We start from the raw sequence: 24,185 nt of genomic DNA, 5'->3' as shown, positions 1-24,185 counted from the left end.
CGCCAGAGAAATCCGGCGGGACCGGCCCTTCGGCGTTTTGTGCGCGAGCACACATGAACTCCCACCCCGAGCGGAGCGGAAAAGGCCCTGGCCCGGATCGCAGAAACGATCCGGGCCAGGTCCTGAATGAACGCCGACGCCTTCTCAGGCGCGCGGGGCGCCGCTTAGTTGTCGTCCTCGTCGATGAGGAAACCGCGCATCGGCGACGGAGCCTGCTGCATCGGCTGCGGGGCCTGCGGCCGCACCGGCGCCATCGGCTGCGTCATCGCGGGCGACATCTGCTGCTGGCCGCCGTAGGACGGACCACCGGCCGGCGGGTTGCCGCCCATGGTCTGGTTGCCACCGTAGGACGGGGCACCCGCACCGGCCGGAGCCATCGACGGCGCCGGGGACGGCGGCAGCGACGCGGCGGCCGGGTTGCGCGGCGGGGCCAGCGACTCGTCGCCCTGGCTCTCCAGCTGACGCAGCTGCGACTCCAGGTACGACTTCAGACGCGTGCGGTACTCGCGCTCGAAGCCGCGCAGGTCCTCGACCTTGCGCTCCAGCGTGGCGCGAGCGGACTCCAGGGAGCCCATCGCGACGCGGTGCTTCTCCTGCGCGTCCCGCTCCAGGGCGTCGGCCTTGGCACGGGCGTCACGCTCGAGACCCTCGGCGCGGCTGCGGGCCTCGCCGACGATCTTGTTCGCCTCGGAGCGGGCCTCGGCGATCGCCTGGTCGGCGGTCTGCTGGGCCAGCGAGAGGACACGCGCGGCGCTGTCGCCACCGGGACCCTGGCCGGGCTGCTGCATCTGCGGGGGACCGCCGTGGCCGCCCATGGGGCCGCCCATCGGGCCGCTCAGCTGTCCCTGGGGACCACCGAGCTGACCCTGGCCGAGCTGACCCTGGCCCATCGGACCCGGGCCCTGGCCCATCGGACCGGGACCCTGCGGGCCAGGTCCCTGCGGACCGTGGCCACCGGGACCGGCCGGAAGCTGCGGGGCACCGCTCGGCAGCTGCGGGGGGCCGCCCATGGGGCCACCCATCTGCTGCTGCGGCGGGCCCGATATGCCGGCGGGCACGGGGGCGCCGGGACCGCGCATACCCTGCGGCGGACCCTGCTGGTCCTGCGGACCGCCCTGGCCCTCGGGGCCACCGGGGCCCTTGCGCATGCCGCCCTGCTGCTGGTTCTGTGCAGCGGCACGGGTGGCTGCGGCGAGTTTGGCGCGCAGGTCCTCGTTCTCACGAAGGAGACGGGTCAGTTCGGCTTCGACCTCATCGAGGAAGGCATCGACCTCGTCCTCGTCATAGCCTTCTCGGAGGCGGACGGTCGTGAACTGCTTGTTCCGCACGTCCTCGGGGGTCAACGGCATCTCTTCACCTCAACGTTGTCGTCGGCATTCGGCAAGACCGTAATTGACATCGTGCTCACAGCCGGCTCACGACGGAGATCAGGATGTAGACGATGATCATCAGTACGAAGAAGGACAGGTCGAGCGCCACGCCCCCGAGACGCAGCGGCGGAATGAACCGCCGCAGAAGCTTGAGCGGTGGATCAGTGACAGTGTAGGTGGCCTCCAGAACGACCACCATCGCCTTGCCGGGTTGCCACGAGCGGGCGAACTGGAAGACGTAGTCCATGACCAGCCGGAAGATCAGCACGATGAGGAAACACATCAGCGCGATGTAGACCACATCCAAAACCACGCCCATGTCGGTGGTTCCCTCTCCCCTGTGTCTCGTGCCTCGTGACTAGTACATAGCTAGCCGTTGAACTAGTGCTGCGTCTCAGCTCTGGTTGAAGAACCCGCCCTCTGCGATGCGGGCCTTGTCCTCCGCCGTGACATCGACGTTAGCAGGCGACAACAGGAACACCTTCTGAGTCACCCGCTCGATGCTCCCGTGCAGACCGAACACCAGACCGGCCGCAAAGTCGACAAGTCGCTTCGCGTCGGTGTCGTCCATCTCCGTCAGATTCATGATCACCGGAGTGCCCTCGCGGAAGTGTTCCCCGATGGTACGGGCCTCGTTGTAGGTCCGCGGGTGCAGCGTGGTGATGCGGTACGGCTCCCGCTCGGACACGACCTTGGGCATGATCACCGGTGCGTTCTTCTCCAGGCTCTGACGTTCAGGTGTGATGGATGCCACGGGGGCGATTCGCGCCGGACGTCCGGAATCGGCGGTCAGCGACGCGGGCTGGCGCACCGGCTCGCGCGGCGCGGGGGCCTGCACCACTCGTACCGATTCGTCCGCTTCTGCCGGGCGGGAGTTGTGTGACGAGTGCGACGGCTCGTGCCGTCGGCGGTCACGCTCGGGCTCGGGGTCGAGCTCGGGCTCGAAGTCGTCGTCGGGGTCGAACCCCCGGCCGTCGTACCCATCGTCCTCCACGAGGCCGAGGTAGACCGCCATCTTGCGCATCGCGCCGGCCATGCTCTGAGTCCTCCGCTCTGTGGTGGATCGGCTGAGGCTGACGTCAACCAATGTGCCCGCGATCCACGCGATCTCCCCGCCCATCAGCGAGAATGACCATATTTTCTGCTGTGGTCCGACTTCTTGGCGACGTTACCCGAGCCTGGGTCGGACTCCGAGGACCGCCGTACCGACGCGCACATGTGTCGCTCCGGCCGCCACAGCCTCTTCGAGGTCCGAACTCATCCCTGCCGACACCATGTTCGCAGCCGGATGGGCCACGCGCAGGTGAGTCGACAAATCCATGAGCCGCTCGAACGCCGCCTGTTGCCGCCCCGCGTAGGCCCCCGTGAGCGGCGCGACCGTCATCAGACCGTCGAGCCGCAGCCCCGGAGCCTCGGCCACGCGGGCGGCCAGTTCCTCCACTCCCCCCACTCCCACGCCGCCGCGCTCACCGCGCCCGTCCTCCTCGGCGTCGAGCGCGACCTGGATCAGACAGCCCAGCTCGCGCTCGGCCCGCACGGCCTCCTTGGACAGGGCCGTGACGAGCTTCGCGCGGTCGACGGACTGCACCAGACCGGCATAACCGACCACGGAACGGACCTTGTTGGTCTGCAACTGGCCGACGAAGTGCCATGTGAGGGGCAGATCCGCACATTCCGCGGCCTTGGGGGCGGCGTCCTGGTCGCGGTTCTCGGCCACGTGCCGCACGCCGAGCCCGGACAGGATCCGCACGTCGCTCGCGGGGTAGGTCTTGGTGACCACGATCAGGGTCACGTCCTCGCGCTTGCGGCCGGCGGCCGCGCACGCGGCAGAGATACGTTCCTCCACCGCCGCCAGGTTCGAGGCGAGTTCGGCCTCGCGGCCCTGGAGGTCCGAAGGTCCCTGAAGGTCCGTCATGTCGTATCAGTCCAGCCAGACGTAGCCGGCGAGCCGGCCGGTGGCCTTGTCGCGGCGGTAGGAGAAGTGGTCGTGCGATTCGAGGGTGCACACCGGCGACTGCTCGCGGTCGCGCACCCCCAGCCGCTCCAGTTGCGCGTGCACACCGGCGGTCACGTCGACGGCCGGGGTGCCCCAACTGGTCTCGGCGTGCGCCGCGGGTTCCACCGCGGCGACGTCCGCGCGCATCTCGGCCGGGACTTCGTAGCACCGCCCGCAGACCGCGGGTCCGGTACGGGCCACGATCCGGTCCGGGTCCGCGCCGAGCCGCACCATCGCGCCGACCGCGGCGGGGACAACTCCGGCGATCATGCCGGGGCGCCCCGCGTGTGCGGCGGCAACGACACCGGCGACCGGGTCGGCGAGCAGGACGGGTGTGCAGTCCGCGGTGAGCACGGCGAGGGCGAGCCCGCGCCGCGTGGTCACGATCGCGTCGACGCACGGAATGTCGGCGTCCGGGCCCCAGGGTCCGTCCACCACCTCGACGTCGGGCCCGTGCACCTGGTTCATCCAGACCACCCGGCCCGGCTCGAGGCCGAGTTCCCGCGCCGCCCGTTCCCGGTTGCGCAGGACGGCCGCGGGGTCGTCACCGACCGCGCCGCCGAGGTTGAGCTCCGCGTACGGAGCGGCGCTCACCCCGCCCCACCGGTCGGTGAAGGCGAAGTGCGCGCCGCTCACGGTGTCGCGCTGTCCTATCACTTCGGCGACGTCCCCATCAGGCCCAGGAACGTCACTTCAGGAAGTCCGGGACGTCCAGCTCCTCGGCCTGGCTGTCCGGGTAGGACGGCCGGGGCACCTGGGGCGGGGTGACCGGGACGGCCGGCGCCTCGTTGACCGGCGCGGCCTCGACGGGCTCCGGAGCCTTGGGCTCCTCCCGCGGGGTGACGCTGCCGAGCGAGCCGAAGCTCGGGCGCGAGGGCTCGGGGGCCGACGCCGGACGCGAGGCCGGGGCGGGCTCCTCGCGCTTGGCCGAGGCCGAACCGATCACGTTGTCCCGCTTGTTCGGCGGCTGGCCGCCGTCGAAGCCGGCGGCGATCACGGTGACCCGCACCTCGTCGCCGAGGGCGTCGTCGATGACGGCGCCGAAGATGATGTTCGCCTCGGGGTGCGCGGCCTCGCTGACCAGCTGGGCGGCCTCGTTGATCTCGAACAGGCCGAGATCGGAGCCGCCGGAGATGGAGAGCAGCACGCCGCGGGCGCCGTCGATGGACGCCTCGAGGAGCGGCGAGGAGATCGCCATCTCCGCGGCGGCCACGGCGCGGTCGTCGCCGCGGGCCGAGCCGATGCCCATGAGTGCCGAACCCGCCTCGGACATGACGGACTTGACGTCCGCGAAGTCGAGGTTGATGAGACCCGGGGTGGTGATGAGGTCGGTGATGCCCTGGACACCGGAGAGCAGGACCTGGTCCGCCGACTTGAAGGCGTCGAGGACGGAGACCTGCCGGTCCGAGATGGACAGGAGCCGGTCGTTCGGAATGACGATGAGGGTGTCGACCTCTTCGCGGAGCTCGGCGATGCCGTCCTCCGCCTGGTTCGCCCGGCGCCGGCCCTCGAAGGTGAACGGGCGGGTGACCACGCCGATCGTGAGGGCGCCGAGCGAGCGCGCGATGTTGGCCACGACGGGTGCGCCGCCGGTGCCGGTGCCGCCGCCTTCACCGGCGGTGACGAAGACCATGTCGGCCCCCTTGAGGACCTCCTCGATCTCCTCGCGGTGGTCCTCGGCCGCCTTGCGTCCGACGGCCGGATTGGCTCCGGCGCCGAGTCCGCGGGTGAGTTCACGGCCGACGTCGAGCTTGACGTCCGCGTCGCTCATCAACAGGGCTTGCGCGTCGGTGTTGATGGCGATGAACTCGACGCCCTTGAGACCGACCTCGATCATCCGGTTGATGGCATTGACACCACCGCCGCCGACACCGATGACTTTGATGACTGCGAGGTAGTTCTGCGGTGCTGCCACGTCGAAGGCCTCTCGCCTCGAGTTACGTGTCGCCGCTTCGCTTCTACGGTGCGACGACTGATGCCGAATTGGGACGGTCCGGACCACTAGTTGAGTACTAGTCGACTGCCGACCCGAACCCTAACGCTGAAGTTTAGGGTTACCAGTGTGTCTGTTTCCTGGACTCTTCCGAACCTGACACTAAGTCGACAAGTGGCGCCCGTTCAACGAACACGCCGAACCTCCCGTTTTTCTTTTCACCCTATGTGATCAGCCGTAGCGCTGCCCAACCAGGGTGCTGGCCTGCGCCGATGAGCGTCAACTCCGCGACGAGGCCGGGGCGGTGGGGACACTCACGTCGAAGTGCCGGGCCTTCGGGGCTGCTTTCATGAGAGCGACGAGTGCACGCGCCTTGGCCGCGCCCTTCTCGGCACTTCCCCACTCGACGACCCGCCCCCGGGTGAGCTCCAGCGAGATGGCGTCGTACGAACGGACCTTGAGATTCCGGGTGTCGCGCGCGACTCCCGGCGGCAGCTGCCCCGCGACGCGCACCGCCTCCCGCACCAGCCGGTCGGGGCCGAAGCGGCGCAGACTGGCCGCGGCGCCGCTGTGATCCGGCGTCAATTCGAGGCGGGGAACGCCTTCGGGGGCCTTGTCGACCGTCGCGAAACGGACGCCTTTACGGTCAATTTCGACGAACTTGCCCGAATTTCTGGAGTCTTCACTGAGGAGAACCGGCTTGCGTTCCGTCACTTTCAGCCCGATTCCGTGCGGCCAGGAACGGACGACGTCCACCGAGTCGATCCGCGTCAGTTTCCGCCGCAGCCGGGCCTCGATGGCGTCGGTGTCGACCGAGACCAGCGGGGCGCCGACCGGCACGGCGGCCGCGTCCCGCACCTCGGCCGGGGTCAGGACCTCGGTGCCCGAGGTGGTCACGCGGTCCACACGCAGCCACTGGGAGCCGTAGAGGAGCCAGATGCCGCCCGCCACGGCGAGGACGAGCAGCACTCCGGTCACGACGAGGGTGCGCACGCTCGGCATGCGCACCCTCGTGGGGGCGGGGGGCGGTTCGGGCGTCCCGGTCCTGTCGCGTTCGCCGCGGTCCGCGGTGGTCGCCTTGGCCACGCTCCCCTGCCTTCACATCCGCACGTCCGCTAGTGACGCGAGTTGATCGCCTCGTACACCATTCCGACGAGGAGGTCGTCGGCGTCCCTGCGGCCGAACTCGGAGGCGGCGCGGGACATCTCGTACAGCCGGTGCGGGTCGGCGAGGACGGGCAGGACGTTGCCCTGGACCCACTCGGGGGTCAGCTCCGCGTCGTCGACCAGCAGGCCGCCGCCGGCCTTGACCACCGGCTGGGCGTTCAGCCGCTGTTCGCCGTTGCCGATGGGCAGCGGGACGTAGGCGGCCGGGAGCCCGACGGCGGAGAGTTCGGCGACGGTCATCGCGCCCGCGCGGCAGAGCATCATGTCGGCCGCGGCGTACGCGAGGTCCATCCGGTCCACGTACGGTACCGGGATGTACGGGGGCATCCCCGGCATCTGCTGGACCTGCGGCAGTTCGTTCTTCGGGCCGACCACGTGCAGGATCTGGATGCCGGACTGCTGGAGCAGCGGGGCGACGCGCTGGACGACCTCGTTGAGGTGCCGGGCGCCCTGCGAGCCGCCGGAGACCAGCAGCGTCGGCAGGTTCGGGTCGAGGCCGAACGCGGCACGGGCCTCCGGGCGCATCTGGGCCCGGTCGAGCAGCGCGATGGTGCGGCGCAGCGGGATGCCGATGTAGCGGGCGTTCCGCAGCTTGCTGTCGGGCGTGGAGACCGCGACCTGGGCCGCGTACCGCGAGCCGATCTTGTTGGCCAGACCCGGCCGGGCGTTGGCCTCGTGCACCACGATCGGCACGCCGAGCCGCTTGGCGGCGAGATAGCCGGGCAGGGCCACGTAGCCGCCGAAGCCGACGACGGCGTCGGCCTTGGTGCGCTCCAGGATCTGCTCGGCGGCCTTGATGGTGCCGCGCAGCCGCCCCGGGACCGTGATCAGTTCAGGGGTGGGCTTGCGCGGCAGGGGTACGGCGGGGATCAGCGCGAGATCGTAGCCGCGCTCCGGTACGAGACGGGTCTCCAGGCCGCGCTCCGTGCCGAGCGCCGTGATCCCCACGGTCGGGTCCTGCCTGCGCAGGGCGTCCGCGAGGGCGAGCGCCGGCTCGATGTGGCCGGCGGTCCCCCCACCGGCGAGTACGACATGCACCGAAATTCACCGCTCTCCGGACGAACGCGCCTGAGCGCGCCGTCGCATCGTGTTCCATCTCATCCGTGGCTGCCGCATGGCGAGGGCCGCCCGCGCCGCCGGTTCGTCCCGCGCGAACGCGATCAGAAGTCCTACGGCGAACATGGTCGGCAGCAGCGCCGAACCCCCGTACGAGAACAGCGGGAGCGGGACTCCGGCGATCGGCAGCAGGCCGAGCACCGCACCGATGTTGACCACGGCCTGCGCCGTGATCCAGGTCGTCACGCCACCCGCGGCGTATCGAACGAAGGGGTCCTCCGTGCGTCCGGCCACGCGGATACCCGCATAGCCTAGAGCCGCGAACAGGGCGAGCACCGACAGCGTCCCCGCCAGGCCCAGTTCCTCACCGGTGATGGCAAAGATGAAGTCGGTGTGCGCTTCGGGAAGTTGACCCCATTTTTCCACACTCGCCCCCAGGCCGGAACCGAAGAGTCCGCCGGAGGCCAGGGCGTAGATCCCGTGCAGTCCCTGCCAGCACAGATCGTCGGGCCCGGCGTCGGCACGGCCCAGACAGGCCAGGCGCGCCATACGGTTCGGGCTGGTCTTGATGAGCATGATCCCGATGGCGCCGGCGACCGCGAGCACCCCGACGAAGAGCCGGGTGGGGGCGCCGGCCAGCCACAACAGGCCGAACAGGATGGCTGTGAGAAGGATCGCGGTGCCCATGTCGCCGCCGAGCATGATGAGTCCGAGCAGCAGGAAGGCGACGGGGACCAGCGGCACCAGCATGTGCTTCCACTGGGTCAGCAGCCGCTTGTCGTGCTTGCGGGCCAGCAGGTCGGCGCCCCACAGGATGAGCGCCAGCTTCCCGAACTCGCTGGGCTGGAGCATGAAGGGGCCGCCGAGCGAGATCCAGTTCTGGTTGCCGTTGATCGACACTCCTATCCCCGGGATCTGCACGAGGACCATGAGGAAGACGCTGACGGCGAGGATCGGGTAGGCGAGCGCGCGGTGCAACTTGACCGGCATCCGCATCGCGACGAGCAGCAGGATCGTGCCGAGCACGGCCGCGACGAACTGCTTGCGGAAGAAGTACGAACTGGACAGGCCCATCTGCAGGGCCGTGATCATCGACGCCGAGTAGACCATCACGAGGCCGAGCACGGTGAGCAGGGACGCGGCGCCGAGGATCAGGTAGTACGCGGTGAGCGGCCGGTCCCAGGCGCGGCGGGCGCGCCCGTAGAAGGTGCGCACGGGGTTGGCGCGGGCCCGGTAGACCTTGCTGGTCCTGCGGGGCGGTGCGGCGGGGCGCTTGGTCGTACGGGCACTACCGGGCATTGCCGCTCCCCCGAGCCCCTGAGCCTTCCGTCAACGCTGCCACGTCCCCTCCCGAGGGTGCCCGGCGTCACCGGGCACCCGGGGGTCCCGTCAGACGCTGGTGGCGCCGAGTTCGCGGACCGCTGCCGCGAACGCCTCGCCACGCTTGTTGTAGTTGGTGAACATGTCCATCGACGCGCAGGCCGGGGCCATCAGGACGGTGTCGCCCGGGCGGGCGAGCCGTGCCGCCTCCTGCACCGCCGCCGACATCGCCCCAGTGTCGGTCCGCTCGAGGTCGACCACCGGGACTTCCGGGGCGTGTCGCTCCAGGGCTTCGCGGATCAGCGCGCGGTCCTGGCCGATGAGCACGACGCCGCGCAGCCGCTTCGCGGCGCCGGTGACGAGCTCGTCGAAGGTCGCGCCCTTGGCCAGGCCGCCGGCGATCCACACGATGGACTCGTACGCGGCCAACGAGGCCTGCGTGGCATGGGTGTTGGTCGCCTTGGAGTCGTCGACGTACGCGACCCCGTCGACGTCGGCGACGTGCGCGATGCGGTGCGCGTCCGGCGTGAAGTTGCGCAGTCCCTCGCGGACGGCCTGGGGCTCGACGCCGAAGGCGCGGGCGAGGGCCGCCGCCGCGAGGGCGTTGGCGATGTTGTGCGGGGCCGGCGGGTTGACGTCGGAGATCTCGGCGAGCTCCTGGGCGTTCTTCTGCCGGTTCTCGACGAAGGCCCGGTCCACCAGGATGCCGTCGACGACGCCGAGTTCGGAGGGGCCGGGGGTGCCGAGGGTGAAGCCGATGGCGCGGCAGCCCTCCTCGACGTCGGCCTCGCGGACCAGGTCCTCGGTGGCCTTGTCCGCGACGTTGTAGACGCAGGCGACCTGATTGCCCTCGTAGATGCGGCCCTTGTCGGCGGCGTACGCCTCCATGGAGCCGTGCCAGTCGAGGTGGTCGGGCGCGAGGTTCAGGACGGCGCCGGAGTGGGCGCGCAGGGAGGGCGCCCAGTGCAGCTGGTACGAGGAGAGCTCGACGGCGAACACGTCGTAGGCGTCGTCGCCTTCGAGGACGACGTCGACGATCGGGGTGCCGATGTTGCCGACGGCCGCCGTGCGCAGACCCGCCGCCTCCAGGATCGACGCGAGCATCTGGGTCGTCGTGGTCTTGCCGTTGGTGCCGGTGATCGCGAGCCAGGGGGCCGCGTCCGGGCCGCGCAGCCGCCAGGCGATCTCGACGTCGCCGACGACGTCGACACCCTTCGCGGCGGCCGCCGCGAAGAGCGGCGACGAGGGCTTCCAGCCCGGGGAGGTCACGACGAGTTCCGTGCCCTCGGGGAGCGTCTCGGCGTCCCCGAGCCGTACGGCGATGCCCTCGTCCGCGAGCAGGGCGGCCTTCTCGCGGTGCGTCTCGCTGTCGCCGCCGTCGACGACGGTCACGGACGCGCCGAGGCCGGCCAGGGCGCGGGCGGCGCTGACGCCGCTCACGCCGAGACCGGCGACGGTGATGTGCTTGCCGTTCCAGGAATCCTGGGGCGTGGTCACTTCTTGGCTGCCCATCCTGCGTAGAAGAGGCCGAGTCCGACGATCACGCACATGCCCTGGATGATCCAGAAGCGGACCACGATGAGGACTTCGGACCAGCCCTTGAGTTCGAAGTGGTGTTGCAGCGGCGCCATGCGGAAGACGCGCTTTCCGGTCATCTTGAAGGAGCCGACCTGGATGACCACGGACATCGTGATGAGGACGAACAGGCCGCCCAGGAGCGCGATCAGGAGCTCGGTGCGCGAGCAGATCGCGAGACCGGCCAGGGCGCCACCGAGGGCGAGCGAGCCGGTGTCGCCCATGAAGATCTTGGCGGGCGAGGTGTTCCACCACAGGAAGCCGAAGCAGGCGCCCATCAACGCGGAGGCGACGACGGCGAGATCGAGTGGGTCTCTGACCTCGAAACAGGCGGCCGGGTTGGTGAGGGTCTGCGCGTTGGCGCAGGACTCCTGGAACTGCCAGACGCCGATGAAGGTGTAGGCGCCGAAGACCATCACGGAGGCGCCGGTGGCGAGGCCGTCGAGGCCGTCGGTGAGGTTCACGCCGTTCGACATCGCGAGGATCATGAACAGCGCCCAGACCACGAAGAGCACCGGGCCGATCGTCCAGCCGAAGTCCTCCACGAAGGAGAGCTTGGTGGAGGCGGGGGTGTTGCCGCGCACGTCCGCGAAGTTGATGGCGAGCAGCGCGAAGGCGATGCCGACGATCAGCTGTCCGGCCATCTTGGCCTTGGCCCGCAGGCCGAGCGAACGCCGCTTGACGATCTTGATGTAGTCGTCGAGGAAGCCGACCAGGCCCATGCCCGCCATCAGGCCGAGCACCAGCAGGCCCGACAGGGTCGGGGCCGCGCCGGTGATCAGCTTGCTGAGGAAGTACGCGATGAGGGTCGCCAGGATGAAGGCGATACCGCCCATCGTCGGCGTACCGCGCTTGGCGTGGTGCTCGCGCGGGCCGTCGTCCCGGATGTACTGGCCGTAGCCCTTGCGGGCCAGCAGCTTGATGAGCAGCGGCGTCCCGACCAGGGTCAGGAACAGGCCGATCACACCCGCGAAGAGGATCTGCTTCATCATCGGGCATCAGCCCCGGCGTCGATGCCGCTGTCGAGCAGCGCCTGTGCCACGCTCTCCAGGCCCACCGACCTGGATGCCTTCACGAGCACGACGTCTCCCGGGCGCAGCTCGCTGCGCAACAGGTCGATCGCCGCCTGTGCGTCGGACACGTGCACCGACTCCTCACCCCACGAACCCTCGTTATAGGCGCCCAGTTGCAACCAGGACGCTTCCCTGCCCCCGACTGCCACGAGCTTGCTGACGTTGAGCCGGACGGCGAGCCGTCCGACGGCGTCGTGCTCGGCCAGCGACTCGTCGCCGAGCTCGGCCATCTGCCCGAGCACCGCCCACGTACGGCCCCCCGCGGCCCGTCGGGCCTGGCCCATCGCCGTGAGCGCGCGCAGGGCGGCTCGCATGGACTCGGGGTTCGCGTTGTAGGCGTCGTTGACGATCGTGACGCCGTCCGGACGCTCGGTGACCTCCATCCGCCAGCGGGACAGGGTGCCCGCCTCGGAGAGCGCGAGGGCGATCTCCTCCACGGACATGCCAAGGTCGTGGGCGACGGCGGCCGCGGCGAGCGCGTTCGACACGTGGTGCTCACCGTACAGGCGCAAGGTCACTTCGCTGCACCCGGTGGGTGTGTGAAGGCTGAAGGCGGGCTGTCCGTTCTCCGTGAGCCGGACATTCTCGGCGCGTACGTCGGCGTCGGCGGCCTCTCCGAAGAGGAGCACCTTCGCCCGTGTACGGGAGGCCATGGCGCGCACCAGGGGGTCGTCCGCGTTGAGGATCGCGGTGCCGTCGGCGGGCAGCGCCTCGACGAGTTCACCCTTCGCTTCCGCGATCTGCTCGCGGCCGCCGAACTCGCCGATGTGCGCGGTGCCGACGTTGAGGACGAGGCCCACCCTGGGAGGGGTGAGACCGGTGAGGTACCGGATGTGGCCCTTGCCGCGGGCGCCCATCTCCAGGACGAGGAACTTCGTGTCGTCCGTGGCGGAGAGGGCGGTCAGCGGCAGGCCGATCTCGTTGTTGAACGAGCCGGGCGTGAAGACCGTGGGGGCCTTGCGCCGCAGCACCTGGGCGATGAGGTCCTTGGTGCTGGTCTTGCCGGCCGAGCCGGTCAGCGCGACGAGGGTGGCGCCGAGGCGGGCCACGACGTGCCGGGCGAGCGCGCCGAGCGCGGCCTGGACGTCGTCGACGACGATCGCGGGCACGCCGACGGGGCGGGACGCCAGGACGGCGGCCGCTCCCTGGTCGACGACCTGGTGCGCGTAGTCGTGGCCGTCGACCCGCTCACCTGCAAAGGCCGCGAACAGGCTGCCGGCCTCGACCTTGCGCGAGTCGATGACGACCGGCCCGGTGACCCGGACCGAATCGTCCGGTATGTCGTACGTCTGCCCGCCGACGGCTGAGGCGATCTCGGCGAGGGAGAGGGCGATCACAACTTCATCCCTGGGTCTGCTCGATGGCTTCGCGAAGCACCTGGCGGTCGTCGAAGGGACGCACCACTCCGGCGATGTCCTGGCCCTGCTCGTGGCCCTTGCCCGCGACGAGCACCGTGTCGCCGGGCTCGGCACGCGCGACGGCGGCGGCGATGGCGGCGGCCCGGTCCTCGAAGACCTGGACCTCACCGCGCTCGTGCGCCGGCACGTCGGCGGCGCCCGCGAGCATCGTGGCGAGGATCGCGAGGGGGTCCTCGCCGCGGGGGTTGTCGGAGGTGAGGATGGCCGTGTCGGCGAACCGCGCGGCCGCGGCGCCCATCGGCATCCGCTTCGTACGGTCCCGGTCGCCGCCGCAGCCGAGGACGATGTGCAGCTTGTTCTCGGTGACCTTGCGCAGCGCCTTGAGGACGGACTCGACGGCGTCCGTCTTGTGCGCGTAGTCGACGACGGCCAGGTACTTCTGGCCGGCGTCCACCCGCTCCAGGCGGCCCGGCACCCCGGGGACGGCGGCGACGCCGTCGGCCGCGGTCTGCGGGTCGATGCCGGCGACGGCGAGGGTGACGATCGCGGCGACGGTGTTCGCCACGTTGAAGGGGCCGGGCAGCGGCGCCTTGGCGGTGATCCGCTCGCCCTTGGGGCCGACGACGGTCAAGGTGGAGCCGAGCGGCCCGACTTCGACGTCCTCGGCGCGCCAGTCGGCGTCCGGGTGGCCCTCGGCGGAGAACGTGACGACCGGGACCTCGGACTCCTCGACGAGGCGGCGCCCGTACTCGTCGTCGTAGTTCACGACGCCCTGTTTGCTGCGCGCCTTCGTGAACAGCTGTGCCTTCGCCCGGAAGTAGTCCTCCATGTCGGAGTGGAACTCCATGTGCTCCGGGCTGAGGTTGTTGAAGACCGCGACGTCGAAGACGCAGCCGTCGACCCGGCCGAGCACGAGGGCGTGGCTGGAGACCTCCATGGCGACGGCGTCGACGCCGCGCTCGCGCATGACCGCGAACAGGGCCTGGAGGTCGGTGGCTTCGGGAGTGGTGCGCTCGGACTTGATGCGCTCGTCGCCGATGCGCATCTCGACGGTGCCGATGAGCCCGGTCGAGCGGACCTTCTTGAGGCCGCCCTCCACGAGGTACGCGGTCGTCGTCTTGCCGGACGTGCCGGTGATGCCGATCTGCAGCAGGTCCTTGCCGGGCCGGCCGTAGATGGTGGCGGCGAGTTCGCCCATGCGGCCGCGCGGGTTCTCCACGACGAGCGGCACGAGTCCGGCCTCGGTGACGCGCGCGGCGCCCGCCGGGTCGGTCAGCGCGGCGACCGCCCCGAGGGAGGCGGCCTGCGCGGCGAAGTCGGCGCCGTGGGCGCGGGCTCCGGGCAGGGCGGCGTACAGGTCGCCGGGGCGCACCGCACGGGAGTCGTGGGTGATGCCGGTGATCTCGGCGGCCTGCGCTGGTGCGGCGACACCCAGCTGATCGGCGAGTTCCGCGAGGGGTGTGGCGGAGACCTCGACCGGCCGCGGCGGCCCGGGATATGTCACGGGTGCGCCCTTCTGGGTGGTTTGGGACTGATCAGCGTGTGGCACGGCGGTGAGCGTACCGGGCGCACCGGCCCCCGAGCGAAGCGAGGGGCGTGGCGCGGGCTGGTTCCCTGGATCGGGGGTGATGGTAGTCACGGGCTCTTCAGGCTGTTCTCGCGGGGCTTCGGGCGGTTCTCACGGGGCGGGGGGACGGCCGTGATCACGACCGGCGGGCGGCCGGTCACGGCGTGTCATGGCGGATCATGGCTGGAAAGTGACGGGGAGCCGCGCGGACTTGGCGCCCGTGGGCGGCACCTGAAGGGTCTTCAGGGCGAACTCCATGACCTGCTTGTAGATGGGGCCGCAGATCTGGCCGCCGAAGTAGCTTCCCTTCGTGGCGTTCTGGATGGCGCAGTAGACGGTGATCCGGGGCTTGTCGGCGGGGGCGAAACCGGCGAACGAGGACGTGTAGCCCTTGTAGCGGCCGGTGGCCGGATCCACGCGGTTGGCCGTGCCCGTCTTGCCGGCCACGCGGTAGCCGGGGATGCGGGCCTTGGTGCCGGTGCCCTCCTCGTCGTCGACGACGGATTCGAGCATCTGGGCGACCGTCCGCGCGGTCTTCGGGCTCACCACGCGGGTCTTCTTCGGCGCGGGCGCGGGCGCGAACTTGCCGTCGGGTCCGGTGGTGCCGCGCACGAGGGTGGGCTCCACGCGGACGCCGCCGTTGGCGATGGTCGAGTACACGGAGGCGGCCTGGATCGCGTTGATGGAGAAGCCCTGGCCGAACGGGATCGTGTACTGCTGCGAGGTGGACCACTTGGCGGGCTGGGCGAGGATGCCGGCCGTCTCGCCGGGGAAGCCGAGCCCGCTCTGCTCGCCGATGCCGAACTTGCGCAGGTACGAGTAGAGCGTGCGGTTCGCGGCGGACTGGGTCTTGCCGAGTTCGCCGGTGGCCAGGATCGTGCCGATGTTGCTGGACTTGGCGAGCACGCCGTTGAGCGTGAGGTGCCAGGTCGGGTGGTCGATGTCGTCCTGGAAGAGCCGGTCGCCGCGGTGCAGCCGGTTGGGCACGGTGACGTGGGTGGCCGGGGTGGCCACGTTCTCCTCCAGGACCGCCGCCATCGACATGACCTTGGCGGTGGAGCCGGGCTCGTACGCGTCCTGGAGCGCCGCGTTGCCGAGCGCCGACGGGTTCGCCTTCGACAGGTCGTTGGGGTCGAAGCCCGGCGCGTTGGCCATCGCGAGGACCTCGCCGGTCCTCGTGTCCTGCACCATCACGTAGCCGCGGTCGGCCTTGGACTTCGCGACCTGCTCGGTGATCGCCTTCTGGGCGGCCCACTGGATGTCGCGGTCGATGGTGAGCTCCACGTCGGCGCCGGGTACGGCGGGCTGCTCGGTGCTGCCCGCGGTCGGCACCTGCTGACCGCCGGACTGGGCGTAGCGGATCTTGCCCGCCTTGCCCGCGAGCTCCTTGTCGAGCTGCTGCTCCAGGCCGCCGCCGCCCTTGCCCGCGGCGTTGACCCAGCCCAGCAGGCCCGCGGCCAGGTCCCCGTTGGGGTACACGCGCTTGCTGCTGGGGTCGGCGAGGACACCGGCGAGGACGCCTGCCTCGCGGCCCTCGGCGTTGGCCTTCTCGTTGAGCGCCGAGCGGAGGTCCTTGATCTGCTTCCAGACCTGCGGGGTGCGGCGCGCGGCGAGCCGCACGTACCGGGTGTCCTTGGTGCGCAGCCGCTTCGCGAGGGTGTCGGCCTCGACGCCGACGATCGGCGCCAGCAGCGCCGCGGCCTGCTCGGGCGCGTCCTTCACCCCGGTGATCTTCTCCGTGAACAACGTCGGGTCGGCGGTGATGTCGTACGCGTCGACGCTGGTGGCGAGCGAGACGCCGCCGCGGTCGGTGATGCCGCCGCGCTCGGCCGCGATGGTGTGGCTGACGTAGCGGTTCAGCTCGGCCTTGGCGGCGTACGCGTCGGCGTCGACGCCCTGCACCTGCAGCAGGCGTACGACGAAGACCAGGAGGGCGAGGGTGAGGCCGAGGCTCACCATGCGCAGCCGGGGCCGGGGGCTGCCCAGGCGCAGCGGCGCGGATCCCCTGGGGGACGCGGGGCGCGGGCGGCGGGCGGCGGGGCGTGGGGCCGGGGCGGGGCGGCGCTGCTGCGCGGGGCGGCCGGTGCCGGGCGGCCGCGCGGGGCCGGGCACCCGGCGGCGCGGGGGCTCCCTGTCGGTCATGGCGTCACCTGCCGGAGGTCGAGGGTGCGGGGGCCGTGGACGCGGGGGCCGTCGGCGTCGGGTCCGGCGACCGCGTCGGCTTCTGCGAGGTCTGCGGGGACGCGCTGGTGCTCGGGCTCGGCGCCCCGGAGGGCGTGGCCGGGGGTGGTGCGGGGCGGCGCACGGGCGCGGGCGCGGAGGCGGGGCTCGGGGCGCCCTTGACGATGCCGGAGGGGCTGAGGAAGGCGGGGTCGCCGCCGGGCACCATGCCGAGCTCGCGGGCGCGGCGCAGCAGGGCGTCGGGCGCGGAGTAGGAGTCGACCTCGCGCTGCAGTTCCTGCTCGTCGTCGGTGAGCTCGGTGGTCTGCTTCTTGAGCTTGCTGAGCCTGAACGATCCTTCGTTGAGCGAGGAGTTCAGCATCAGGAGCATGATCAGGCCGCCGCCGAGCAGCAGCACGACCAGGAGGACGAAGGGGGTACGGGCGGCCTGGGCGCCGCCGGACGGGGCGACGGGCAGGAAGCGGGCGAGGCGGGCGGCGCCGGTGCGCGGCGGGGTCGCGCCCGAGGAGCCGCGCGGACCGGGCGCGCCGCGGGAGGGTTTCGCTCCCGTGCCGCCCCGGGGTCCCCGGGAAGCCCCGGGTCCTTTCGAGCCGTTCGCCGCACTCATGCCCACCCCTCCACGCGCGCGTGCCTCACTCGGCGTTCATCCCTGGACGTCCTCGCGGATGCGCTGCGCACCCCGCAGCCGTGCCGGAGCGGCCCGGCGGTTCTCGGCGACCTCTTCCTCCGTGGGGAGTTCGGCGCCGCGCGTGAGCAGCTTGAGCCGCGGCTGGTACTGCTCGGGGACCACCGGCAGGCCGGGCGGCGCGGTGTTGGCGGCGCCGGCCGCGAAGACCTGCTTGACCAGCCGGTCCTCCAGCGAGTGGTAGGACAGCACCGCGATCCGGCCGCCGACCGCGAGCGCCTTCACCGCGGCCGGAACGGCTCGCTCCAGGACGCTCAGCTCGCCGTTGACCTCGATGCGCAGGGCCTGGAAGGTGCGCTTGGCCGGGTTGCCGCCGGTGCGCTTGGCGGCCTGCGGCAGGGAGTCGCGGATCAGCTCGACGAGCCGCGCGCTGTTGCTGAACGGCTCCTTGTCGCGCTCGCGCACGATGGCCGAGACGATCCGCTTGGCCTGCTTCTCCTCGCCGTACTGGCGCAGGATCCGCACCAGTTCGCCCGCCGGGTACGTGTTGAGGACCTCGGCGGCGCTCATGCCGGTCGTCTGGTCCATGCGCATGTCGAGGGGCGCGTCCTGCGCGTAGGCGAAGCCGCGGTCGGCCTCGTCGAGCTGCATGGAGGAGACGCCGAGGTCGAACAGGACGCCCTGGACGCGCGGGATGCCCAGGCGGTCGAGCACCTCGGGCAGTTCGTCGTAGACGGCATGCACGAGGGTGGCCCGGTCACCGAAGGGGGCGAGGCGCTCGCCGGACAGGCGCAGGGCCTCCGTGTCGCGGTCGAGCGCGACAAGCCGGCAGGAGGGGAAGGTGGAGAGCAGCGCTTCGCTGTGTCCGCCGAGGCCGAGCGTGCAGTCGACGACGACCGCTCCCGGCTGGGCCAGAGCCGGGGCCAACATGTCCAGGCAGCGCTGGAGCATGACCGGGACGTGTCGCTGACTCAAGAGGCCCTCTCAGGTCCGGCGTGGCGGGCCGTACGTACGTGCCGCGCACGCGGGGAGCGTCCGGCGGCGCCGGGATCTCCGTATTGCTTCGTCAATGGGGTTCGGCGTCACTTTAGTCCACGGCGGGGCTCGGTCAATCAACCGGCCTGCGCGTCGCGGGCCGGGTCGAGCCGAAGCCGCATACGGGCCGAAATCACCCGAGCGGTCGAGGTCCGGGCACTCCTGTGGGTTAGCTCACAACAAGGCACGATCATGTTCTTTGTCCTCCCTCACAGGAGGCCCGTGGCACCTGTGAGCACTACCTTCATAACCATGACGACTTCCGCATCCCTCCCCTCCGAAGGCGCCATAGCGGCCGACGGCACCGTGACCGACCGCCTCGTCGAGGCGAACGGACAGTACGCCTCCGCGTTCTCCGACCCCGGCATGGACGCCCGTCCCGTGCTGCACGTCGCGGTGGTCGCGTGCATGGACGCCCGTCTCGACCTGCACGCCGCGCTCGGCCTCGAGCTCGGCGACTGTCACACGATCCGCAACGCGGGCGGAGTCGTGACCGACGACGTGATCCGCTCGCTCACCATCAGCCAGCGCGCCCTGGGCACCCGCAGCGTGGTCCTCATCCACCACACCAACTGCGGCCTGGAGGGTCTGTCCGACGACTTCCGGCACGACCTGGAGATGGAGGTCGGCCAGCGCCCGAGCTGGGCCGTCGAGGGCTTCCGCGACGTGGACCAGGACGTGCGCCAGTCGATCCAGAAGGTGCGCACCTCTCCGTTCCTGCTGCACACCGACGATGTGCGCGGCTTCGTGTTCGACGTGAAGACGGGCCGGCTGCGGGAGATCACCCCCGCCTGAGCGGCGCCGACACAGGATCCCGGGCTCCCGCCCGGGGTTCCCGATCCTCAGGGGTTCCCCTCAAAAGGCTGTAAGCCCTGACATATCGCGGCCAGTTGTCCACAGGCGAGTGACACGAACCGGTAACGCCAACAAGAATGCGGGGGTGGCACCCCGCGTGAGCTACGGAACCTTTCGCGCGCGGTGTCCGTGTTTCGGGGTGGGCCGGTCCGCATCGCAGAGCGTCGGCCCGGAAAGTACGGGCCGAGGAGGGCCGGGTGACGACCTATGACGATCGAGCGAGCCTCACTGATCTGACCACGACCGCGGAGCGGGTGCGCAGGTCGGTGGAGAGCGTGATCGAGGGCAAGCCGGAGGTCGTACGGCTTTCGCTGACGGTGCTGCTCGCCGAGGGACACCTCCTCATCGAGGACGTCCCCGGCGTCGGCAAGACGATGCTGGCCAAGGCGCTCGCGCGGTCCATCGACTGCTCGGTGCGCCGCATCCAGTTCACGCCCGACCTGCTGCCCTCGGACATCACCGGTGTGTCCATCTGGGACCAGCAGCGGCGCGACTTCGAGTTCAAGCCCGGCGCGATCTTCGCCCAGATCGTGATCGGCGACGAGATCAACAGGGCCTCGCCGAAGACCCAGTCCGCCCTCCTGGAGTCCATGGAGGAGCGCCAGGTCACCATCGACGGGAAGAGCTACGAACTGCCGAGCCCCTTCATGGTGGTGGCCACGCAGAACCCGGTCGAGATGGAGGGCACGTACCCGCTGCCCGAGGCGCAGCGCGACCGCTTCATGGCCCGCGTCTCCATCGGCTATCCGAGCGCGGAGGCCGAGCTGCAGATGCTGGACGTGCACGGCGGGGTCTCACCGCTCGACGACCTGCAGCCGGTGGCGCACGCCCACGAGATCGTGAAGCTGGTCGACGCGGTGCGCTCGGTGCACGTCGCCGACCCCGTGCGGCGCTACGCGGTCGACCTCGTCGCCGCGACGCGCACCCACCCGGACCTCAGACTCGGCGCCTCCCCGCGCGCGACGCTGCACCTGCTGCGCGCGGCCAAGGCGTCCGCGGCCCTCAGCGGCCGGGAGTACGCGCTGCCCGACGACGTGCAGGCGCTGGCCGTCGCCGTCCTCGCGCACCGTCTCCTGCCCACGGCCCAGGCCCAGCTGAACCGCCGCACGGCCGAGCAGGTCGTGCTCGACATCCTCCAGCGCACCCCCGTCCCGGCCGCCGACTCGCGCGCGCCGGGCGCCTTCGACCACACACCGCCTCCGGCGTACGGCGCGCAGCCGCCCGGCTCGCGGAGGATCTGATGTCGGCTGGGGGGCACTACGCGGCGGGGCCGGGGGGCGCCTTCGCCGACGCGGACGGGCCGGGTGAGGACCGGGGCGACCGCAGCGGGCTGCGCACCGCGCTGGCCGGACTGACCACCCGCGGCCGCTCCTTCCTCGCGGCGGGCATCGCCGCGGCCGTCTGCGCCTATGTGCTGGGCCAGAGCGACCTGCTGCGCGTCGGCCTGCTGCTCGCGGTGCTGCCCCTGGTCTGCGCCGGCGTCCTGTACCGCACCCGCTATCGGGTCGCGGGCAGCCGCCGCCTCAGCCCCGCGCGCGTACCGGCGGGCTCGGAGGCCCGGGTGCAGCTGCGGATGGACAACATCTCGCGGCTGCCCACCGGCCTGCTGATGCTCCAGGACCGGGTGCCGTACGTGCTCGGTCCGCGGCCCCGCTTCGTGCTCGACCGGGTCGAGGCGGGCGGCCGCCGCGAGGTGTCCTACCGGGTCCGCTCGGACCTGCGCGGCCGCTATCCGCTGGGCCCGCTCCAGCTGCGCCTGACCGACCCCTTCGGCATGTGCGAGCTGACCCGCTCCTTCTCCTCGTACGACACCCTGACGGTGATCCCGCGCGTGGAGGCGCTGCCCCCGGTGCGGCTGTCCGGGGAGGCCAAGGGGTACGGGGACGGGCGGCAGCGCTCGCTGGCGTTGGCCGGCGAGGACGACGTGATCCCGCGCGGGTACCGCTACGGCGACGATCTGCGCCGGGTGCACTGGCGCTCCACCGCGCGCTACGGGGAGCTGATGGTGCGCCGCGAGGAGCAGCCCCAGCGGGCCCGCTGCTCGGTGCTCCTGGACACGCGCGGCGCGGCCTACGCGGGCGCGGGCCCCGACTCGGCCTTCGAGTGGGCGGTGTCCGGCGCGGCGTCGGTCCTGGTGCACATGATCGAGCGGGGCTTCTCGGTGCGGCTCCTGACCGACCGGGGCGGCGCGGTCGCGGGCGAGGGCGGTGACGGGTTCACCGGTTCCGGCCAGGAGTCGGCGGACGCGGCGGGCCTGCTGATGGACACGCTCGCGGTCGTCGACCACTCCGACGGCTCGGCCCTCTCCCCCGCCTACGACGTGCTGCGCGGGGGCAACGAGGGGCTGCTGATCGCGTTCTTCGGCGACCTGGACGAGGCGCAGGCCGCGATCGCCGCGAAGATGCGGCGGCGCAGCGGCGGCGCGGTGGCCTTCGTGCTGGACAGCGAGGCGTGGACGCAGGGCACGGGCGCCCAGCTGTCGCCCGGATGCGAGGAGCGGCTGCGGCTGCTGCGCGAGGCGGGCTGGACGGCGGTGGCGGTGCCCTCGGGCGCCTCCCTGGTGGAGATGTGGCGGCAGGCGGACCAGGAGCGCTCGGGCGTCCTGTCCGCGCCGCAGGGCGGCAGTGGGGGCTGGGCATGAGCGGCGGTACGCGACTTTCGATCAGCGCGACGCTGGCGACGTTCCTGGCCACCTGCGCCCTGCTTCCGCTGGTCGACAAGTCGACGTGGATCGTGCAGGCCGCGATCCTGCTGGTGATCCAGGCGGCGGTGGGCGCGGCCGCCCGGCGGGTGCCGCTCGCGCGGGCCCTGACGGTCACTGTGCAGGCCGTGGTCAGTCTGCTCCTGCTGACGCTGGTCTTCGCGCGGGAGCAGGCGCTGGGCATGGTGCTGCCGGGCCCGGAGGCGATCCGGCACTTCGGTGATCTCCTGGCGGCCGGCGGCGACGACGTGAGCCGGTACATGATCCCGGCGCCGCTGTCGGAGGGCATCCGGCTGATGCTGGTCGGCGGCGCGCTGGTGATCGGCCTGGCGGTGGACGCGCTGGCCGTGACGTTCCGCAGCGCGGCCCCGGCGGGGCTGCCGCTGCTCGCCCTGTACTCGGTGGCGGCCGGCCTGTCGGAGGGCGGCACGGACTGGCTGTGGTTCCTGCTCGCGGCCGGCGGCTATCTGCTGCTCCTGCTCGCCGAGGGCCGGGACCGGCTCTCGCAGTGGGGCCGCGTCTTCGGCGGTGCCCGGCGGCCGGGGCCGGGCGGGCGGTCCCCGATGGCGGACGGCGGCGGCGCGCTCGCCCCGGTCCGCACGGGGCGCCGGATCGGTGTGCTGGCGCTGGGCATCGCCCTGGTGGTGCCGCTGGCTCTGCCCGCCCTGGACGGCGGCCTGCTGGGCCCGTCCGGCAAGGGCGTGGGCAGCGGTCCGGGCGGCGGCGGCACGATCTCGGCGGTCAACCCGCTGGTCTCGCTGCAGAACAGCCTGAACCAGCCGGAGGACCGCCAGGTCCTCGCCTACCGGACGGACGCGGAGCAGACCGCGGATCTGTACATGCGGATCGTGGCGCTCGACGAGTTCGACGGGACGAGCTGGCGGCCTTCGGTGCGCAGCATCACGGACGTCCCCTCGCAGCTGCCGACTCCGCCGGGGCTGGGCCCGGACGTGCGGCGCACGGAGATCGAGACGCGGATCTCGGCCGCCGACTGGTACGCCCAGGACTGGCTGCCGATGCCGTACCCGGCCTCCGAGGTGTCGATCGACGGCCGCTGGCGGTTCGAGCAGGTGGGCCGCACCCTCGTGGGCGACCACGGGCAGACCACGCGCGGGAAGCAGTACACGGTCAAGTCGCTGATCGTGCAGCCGACGCCGCAGCAGTTGGCGAACGCGGGCGAGCCGCCCGCCGACATCGCCCGCGAGTTCACCAAGGTGCCCGAGTCGCTCCCGGACGTCGTGCGCGCCACGGCCCGCAAGGTCACGGAGGGCGCGTCGAACAACTACGAGCGCGCGGTGAAGCTCCAGGACTGGTTCGCGGCCGAGGGCGGGTTCACGTACAACACGCAGGTGTCGGCGGGCAGCGGCTCGGCGGCGATCGCCCGGTTCCTGAAGGAGAAGGAGGGCTTCTGCGTCCACTTCTCGTTCTCGATGGCGGCGATGGCGCGGACGCTGGGCATCCCGGCCCGGGTCGCGGTCGGCTTCACTCCGGGCTCGCCCGAGGGTTCGGGCCGGTACTCGGTGGGGCTGCGCGACGCGCACGCCTGGCCGGAGCTGTACTTCGAGGGTGTGGGCTGGACCCGCTTCGAGCCGACGCCGACCCGGGGCACGGTCCCCGAGTACACGCAGGAGGACACCCCGGCGGACGACCCGAGCGATTCGGCGGCGCCCAGCGCGGACGCCTCGGCGGCTCCGTCGGCGGCGGAGCCGTCCACGTCCCAGAGCTGTTCGCTGATCGAGCGCAAGGAGGGCGGCTGCAACAGCGCGGCTCCGGCCGTGGTGGGCGGCGCCTCGGACGACGGTCCGCCGTTCGGCACGATCCTGCTCGTCTCGCTGGCGGTGCTGCTCGTGCTCGTGGTGCCGTTGCTGCCGATGCTGTGGCGCCGGCGGATCAGAGCGCGCCGGCTCGGCGCGGCCGGCCGTACGGACGCGGACGTGGTGGGACGGACGCTGGCGGCCTGGCGTGAGCTGACGGACACGGCGTGGGACCACGGCATCCCGCCGGACGACTCGCAGACCCCGCGCGGGACGGCGGCCCGCATCGTGCGGCTCGGCCTGCTGGAGCCGGACGCGGCGGAGTCGGTACAGCGGGTGGCCTCGGCGGTGGAGCAGGTGCTGTACGCCCCGCAGCCGCGGCCGGTGGCCGGGCTGGGCGAGGACGTGCGGCGGGCGCACGACGGTCTGCGCGCGAAGGTGAGCCGCGGGACGCGGCTGCGGGCACTGCTCGCGCCCCGCTCGGCCGTCCGGGTGGTGTGGGCGCTCTCCGAGCGCGGGGAGTCCCTCCGGGTGAGCGCGCGCACCCGCTGGGCGGCGGTCCGCTCCCGTCCCTCGGGCCAGCAGGGCTGAGCATGACGAGGGCCCCGGCCGATCACGGC

Annotated in this window: 20 protein-coding genes; 4 read left to right on the top strand and 16 right to left on the bottom strand. The window is 71.7% G+C overall.

Features of this window, described 5'->3' with window-relative positions; all coding sequences use genetic code 11:
* Positions 1–164: 164 nt before the first annotated feature.
* From ACFW9D_RS01030 to rsmH, 16 genes are all read right to left on the bottom strand, one after another.
* Entirely contained in the window at positions 165–1,349 is a 1,185-nt protein-coding gene (locus ACFW9D_RS01030) for a DivIVA domain-containing protein (RefSeq protein ID WP_188339420.1), read from the bottom strand.
* A gap of 55 nt (positions 1,350–1,404) precedes the next feature.
* The gene (locus tag ACFW9D_RS01025; RefSeq protein ID WP_188339419.1) at positions 1,405–1,689 is read right to left on the bottom strand and encodes a YggT family protein; all 285 of its coding nucleotides are present in this window, start codon (positions 1,687–1,689) and stop codon (positions 1,405–1,407) included.
* Positions 1,690–1,764: 75 nt separating this feature from the next.
* On the bottom strand, positions 1,765–2,406 hold the full coding sequence (locus ACFW9D_RS01020; protein ID WP_188339418.1) for a cell division protein SepF: 642 nt from the start codon (positions 2,404–2,406) through the stop codon (positions 1,765–1,767).
* Positions 2,407–2,538: 132 nt separating this feature from the next.
* Entirely contained in the window at positions 2,539–3,285 is a 747-nt protein-coding gene (locus tag ACFW9D_RS01015) for a YggS family pyridoxal phosphate-dependent enzyme (protein WP_188339417.1), read from the bottom strand.
* Between the two features lie 6 nt (positions 3,286–3,291).
* Positions 3,292–4,023: a peptidoglycan editing factor PgeF gene (pgeF, locus tag ACFW9D_RS01010; protein WP_384616563.1), complete on the bottom strand. Its 732-nt coding sequence runs from the start codon at positions 4,021–4,023 to the stop codon at positions 3,292–3,294.
* A gap of 31 nt (positions 4,024–4,054) precedes the next feature.
* Entirely contained in the window at positions 4,055–5,281 is a 1,227-nt protein-coding gene (ftsZ, locus tag ACFW9D_RS01005; protein ID WP_384616561.1) for a cell division protein FtsZ, read from the bottom strand.
* Between the two features lie 297 nt (positions 5,282–5,578).
* Positions 5,579–6,385 (bottom strand): cell division protein FtsQ/DivIB, encoded by an 807-nt coding sequence (locus ACFW9D_RS01000; protein WP_384616559.1) that lies wholly within the window; start codon positions 6,383–6,385, stop codon positions 5,579–5,581.
* A gap of 29 nt (positions 6,386–6,414) precedes the next feature.
* Positions 6,415–7,503 carry an undecaprenyldiphospho-muramoylpentapeptide beta-N-acetylglucosaminyltransferase gene (murG, locus tag ACFW9D_RS00995; RefSeq protein ID WP_188339413.1) on the bottom strand — a complete coding sequence of 363 codons (1,089 nt, stop codon included), beginning with the start codon at positions 7,501–7,503 and terminating at the stop codon, positions 6,415–6,417.
* Between the two features lie 6 nt (positions 7,504–7,509).
* On the bottom strand, positions 7,510–8,820 hold the full coding sequence (gene ftsW / locus ACFW9D_RS00990) for a putative lipid II flippase FtsW (protein ID WP_188339412.1): 1,311 nt from the start codon (positions 8,818–8,820) through the stop codon (positions 7,510–7,512).
* 90 nt (positions 8,821–8,910) lie between these two features.
* Positions 8,911–10,353 carry a UDP-N-acetylmuramoyl-L-alanine--D-glutamate ligase gene (gene murD, locus ACFW9D_RS00985; RefSeq protein ID WP_384616557.1) on the bottom strand — a complete coding sequence of 481 codons (1,443 nt, stop codon included), beginning with the start codon at positions 10,351–10,353 and terminating at the stop codon, positions 8,911–8,913.
* Complete coding sequence (gene mraY / locus ACFW9D_RS00980) at positions 10,335–11,408, bottom strand: phospho-N-acetylmuramoyl-pentapeptide-transferase (protein ID WP_188339410.1); 1,074 nt, start codon at positions 11,406–11,408, stop codon at positions 10,335–10,337. Before mraY ends, murD begins: the two co-directional genes overlap by 19 nt.
* Complete coding sequence (gene murF / locus ACFW9D_RS00975; RefSeq protein ID WP_384616555.1) at positions 11,405–12,826, bottom strand: UDP-N-acetylmuramoyl-tripeptide--D-alanyl-D-alanine ligase; 1,422 nt, start codon at positions 12,824–12,826, stop codon at positions 11,405–11,407. Before murF ends, mraY begins: the two co-directional genes overlap by 4 nt.
* Positions 12,827–12,830: 4 nt before the next feature.
* Positions 12,831–14,486, bottom strand: coding sequence for a UDP-N-acetylmuramoyl-L-alanyl-D-glutamate--2,6-diaminopimelate ligase (locus ACFW9D_RS00970; RefSeq protein ID WP_384616553.1), 1,656 nt, complete (start codon positions 14,484–14,486; stop codon positions 12,831–12,833).
* 105 nt (positions 14,487–14,591) lie between these two features.
* Positions 14,592–16,556, bottom strand: a complete 1,965-nt coding sequence (locus ACFW9D_RS00965; RefSeq protein WP_384616551.1) for a peptidoglycan D,D-transpeptidase FtsI family protein — start codon at positions 16,554–16,556, stop codon at positions 14,592–14,594.
* Between the two features lie 4 nt (positions 16,557–16,560).
* Positions 16,561–17,202, bottom strand: a complete 642-nt coding sequence (locus tag ACFW9D_RS00960; RefSeq protein ID WP_384616550.1) for a septum formation initiator family protein — start codon at positions 17,200–17,202, stop codon at positions 16,561–16,563.
* A gap of 36 nt (positions 17,203–17,238) precedes the next feature.
* On the bottom strand, positions 17,239–18,195 hold the full coding sequence (gene rsmH, locus ACFW9D_RS00955) for a 16S rRNA (cytosine(1402)-N(4))-methyltransferase RsmH (RefSeq protein ID WP_384616548.1): 957 nt from the start codon (positions 18,193–18,195) through the stop codon (positions 17,239–17,241).
* A 312-nt stretch (positions 18,196–18,507) separates the two neighbouring features.
* On the opposite strand from rsmH, the gene ACFW9D_RS00950 reads away from it, so the two are divergent.
* From ACFW9D_RS00950 to ACFW9D_RS00935, 4 genes are all read left to right on the top strand, one after another.
* Positions 18,508–19,050, top strand: coding sequence for a carbonic anhydrase (locus tag ACFW9D_RS00950; protein WP_188339406.1), 543 nt, complete (start codon positions 18,508–18,510; stop codon positions 19,048–19,050).
* A gap of 257 nt (positions 19,051–19,307) precedes the next feature.
* Positions 19,308–20,351, top strand: coding sequence for a MoxR family ATPase (locus tag ACFW9D_RS00945; RefSeq protein ID WP_188339405.1), 1,044 nt, complete (start codon positions 19,308–19,310; stop codon positions 20,349–20,351).
* Positions 20,351–21,751 carry a DUF58 domain-containing protein gene (locus tag ACFW9D_RS00940; RefSeq protein ID WP_384616545.1) on the top strand — a complete coding sequence of 467 codons (1,401 nt, stop codon included), beginning with the start codon at positions 20,351–20,353 and terminating at the stop codon, positions 21,749–21,751. Before ACFW9D_RS00945 ends, ACFW9D_RS00940 begins: the two co-directional genes overlap by 1 nt.
* Complete coding sequence (locus ACFW9D_RS00935; RefSeq protein ID WP_384616544.1) at positions 21,748–24,156, top strand: DUF3488 and DUF4129 domain-containing transglutaminase family protein; 2,409 nt, start codon at positions 21,748–21,750, stop codon at positions 24,154–24,156. Before ACFW9D_RS00940 ends, ACFW9D_RS00935 begins: the two co-directional genes overlap by 4 nt.
* The last annotated feature ends 29 nt before the right edge of the window (positions 24,157–24,185 follow it).

The sequence above is a fragment of the Streptomyces sp. NPDC059524 genome (assembly GCF_042749255.1).
Lineage (GTDB): Bacteria > Actinomycetota > Actinomycetes > Streptomycetales > Streptomycetaceae > Streptomyces > Streptomyces xanthii.
Note: the sequence above shows the minus strand (reverse complement) of the source record. Positions and strands in the feature narration are given on the sequence as shown.

Excerpts from the sequence above, each read along its gene's own strand:
- ACFW9D_RS00950 (WP_188339406.1), top strand. The coding sequence starts at position 18,508 with ATGACGACTTCCGCATCCCTCCCCTCCGAAGGCGCCATAGCGGCCGAC.
- murD (WP_384616557.1), bottom strand. The coding sequence starts at position 10,353 with ATGGGCAGCCAAGAAGTGACCACGCCCCAGGATTCCTGGAACGGCAAG.
- ACFW9D_RS00960 (WP_384616550.1), bottom strand. The coding sequence starts at position 17,202 with ATGAGTGCGGCGAACGGCTCGAAAGGACCCGGGGCTTCCCGGGGACCC.
- ACFW9D_RS00965 (WP_384616551.1), bottom strand. The coding sequence starts at position 16,556 with ATGACCGACAGGGAGCCCCCGCGCCGCCGGGTGCCCGGCCCCGCGCGG.
- ACFW9D_RS01025 (WP_188339419.1), bottom strand. The coding sequence starts at position 1,689 with ATGGGCGTGGTTTTGGATGTGGTCTACATCGCGCTGATGTGTTTCCTC.
- ACFW9D_RS01020 (WP_188339418.1), bottom strand. The coding sequence starts at position 2,406 with ATGGCCGGCGCGATGCGCAAGATGGCGGTCTACCTCGGCCTCGTGGAG.
- ACFW9D_RS00935 (WP_384616544.1), top strand. The coding sequence starts at position 21,748 with ATGAGCGGCGGTACGCGACTTTCGATCAGCGCGACGCTGGCGACGTTC.
- ACFW9D_RS01015 (WP_188339417.1), bottom strand. The coding sequence starts at position 3,285 with ATGACGGACCTTCAGGGACCTTCGGACCTCCAGGGCCGCGAGGCCGAA.
- ACFW9D_RS01030 (WP_188339420.1), bottom strand. The coding sequence starts at position 1,349 with ATGCCGTTGACCCCCGAGGACGTGCGGAACAAGCAGTTCACGACCGTC.
- ACFW9D_RS00940 (WP_384616545.1), top strand. The coding sequence starts at position 20,351 with ATGTCGGCTGGGGGGCACTACGCGGCGGGGCCGGGGGGCGCCTTCGCC.
- ftsW (WP_188339412.1), bottom strand. The coding sequence starts at position 8,820 with ATGCCCGGTAGTGCCCGTACGACCAAGCGCCCCGCCGCACCGCCCCGC.
- mraY (WP_188339410.1), bottom strand. The coding sequence starts at position 11,408 with ATGATGAAGCAGATCCTCTTCGCGGGTGTGATCGGCCTGTTCCTGACC.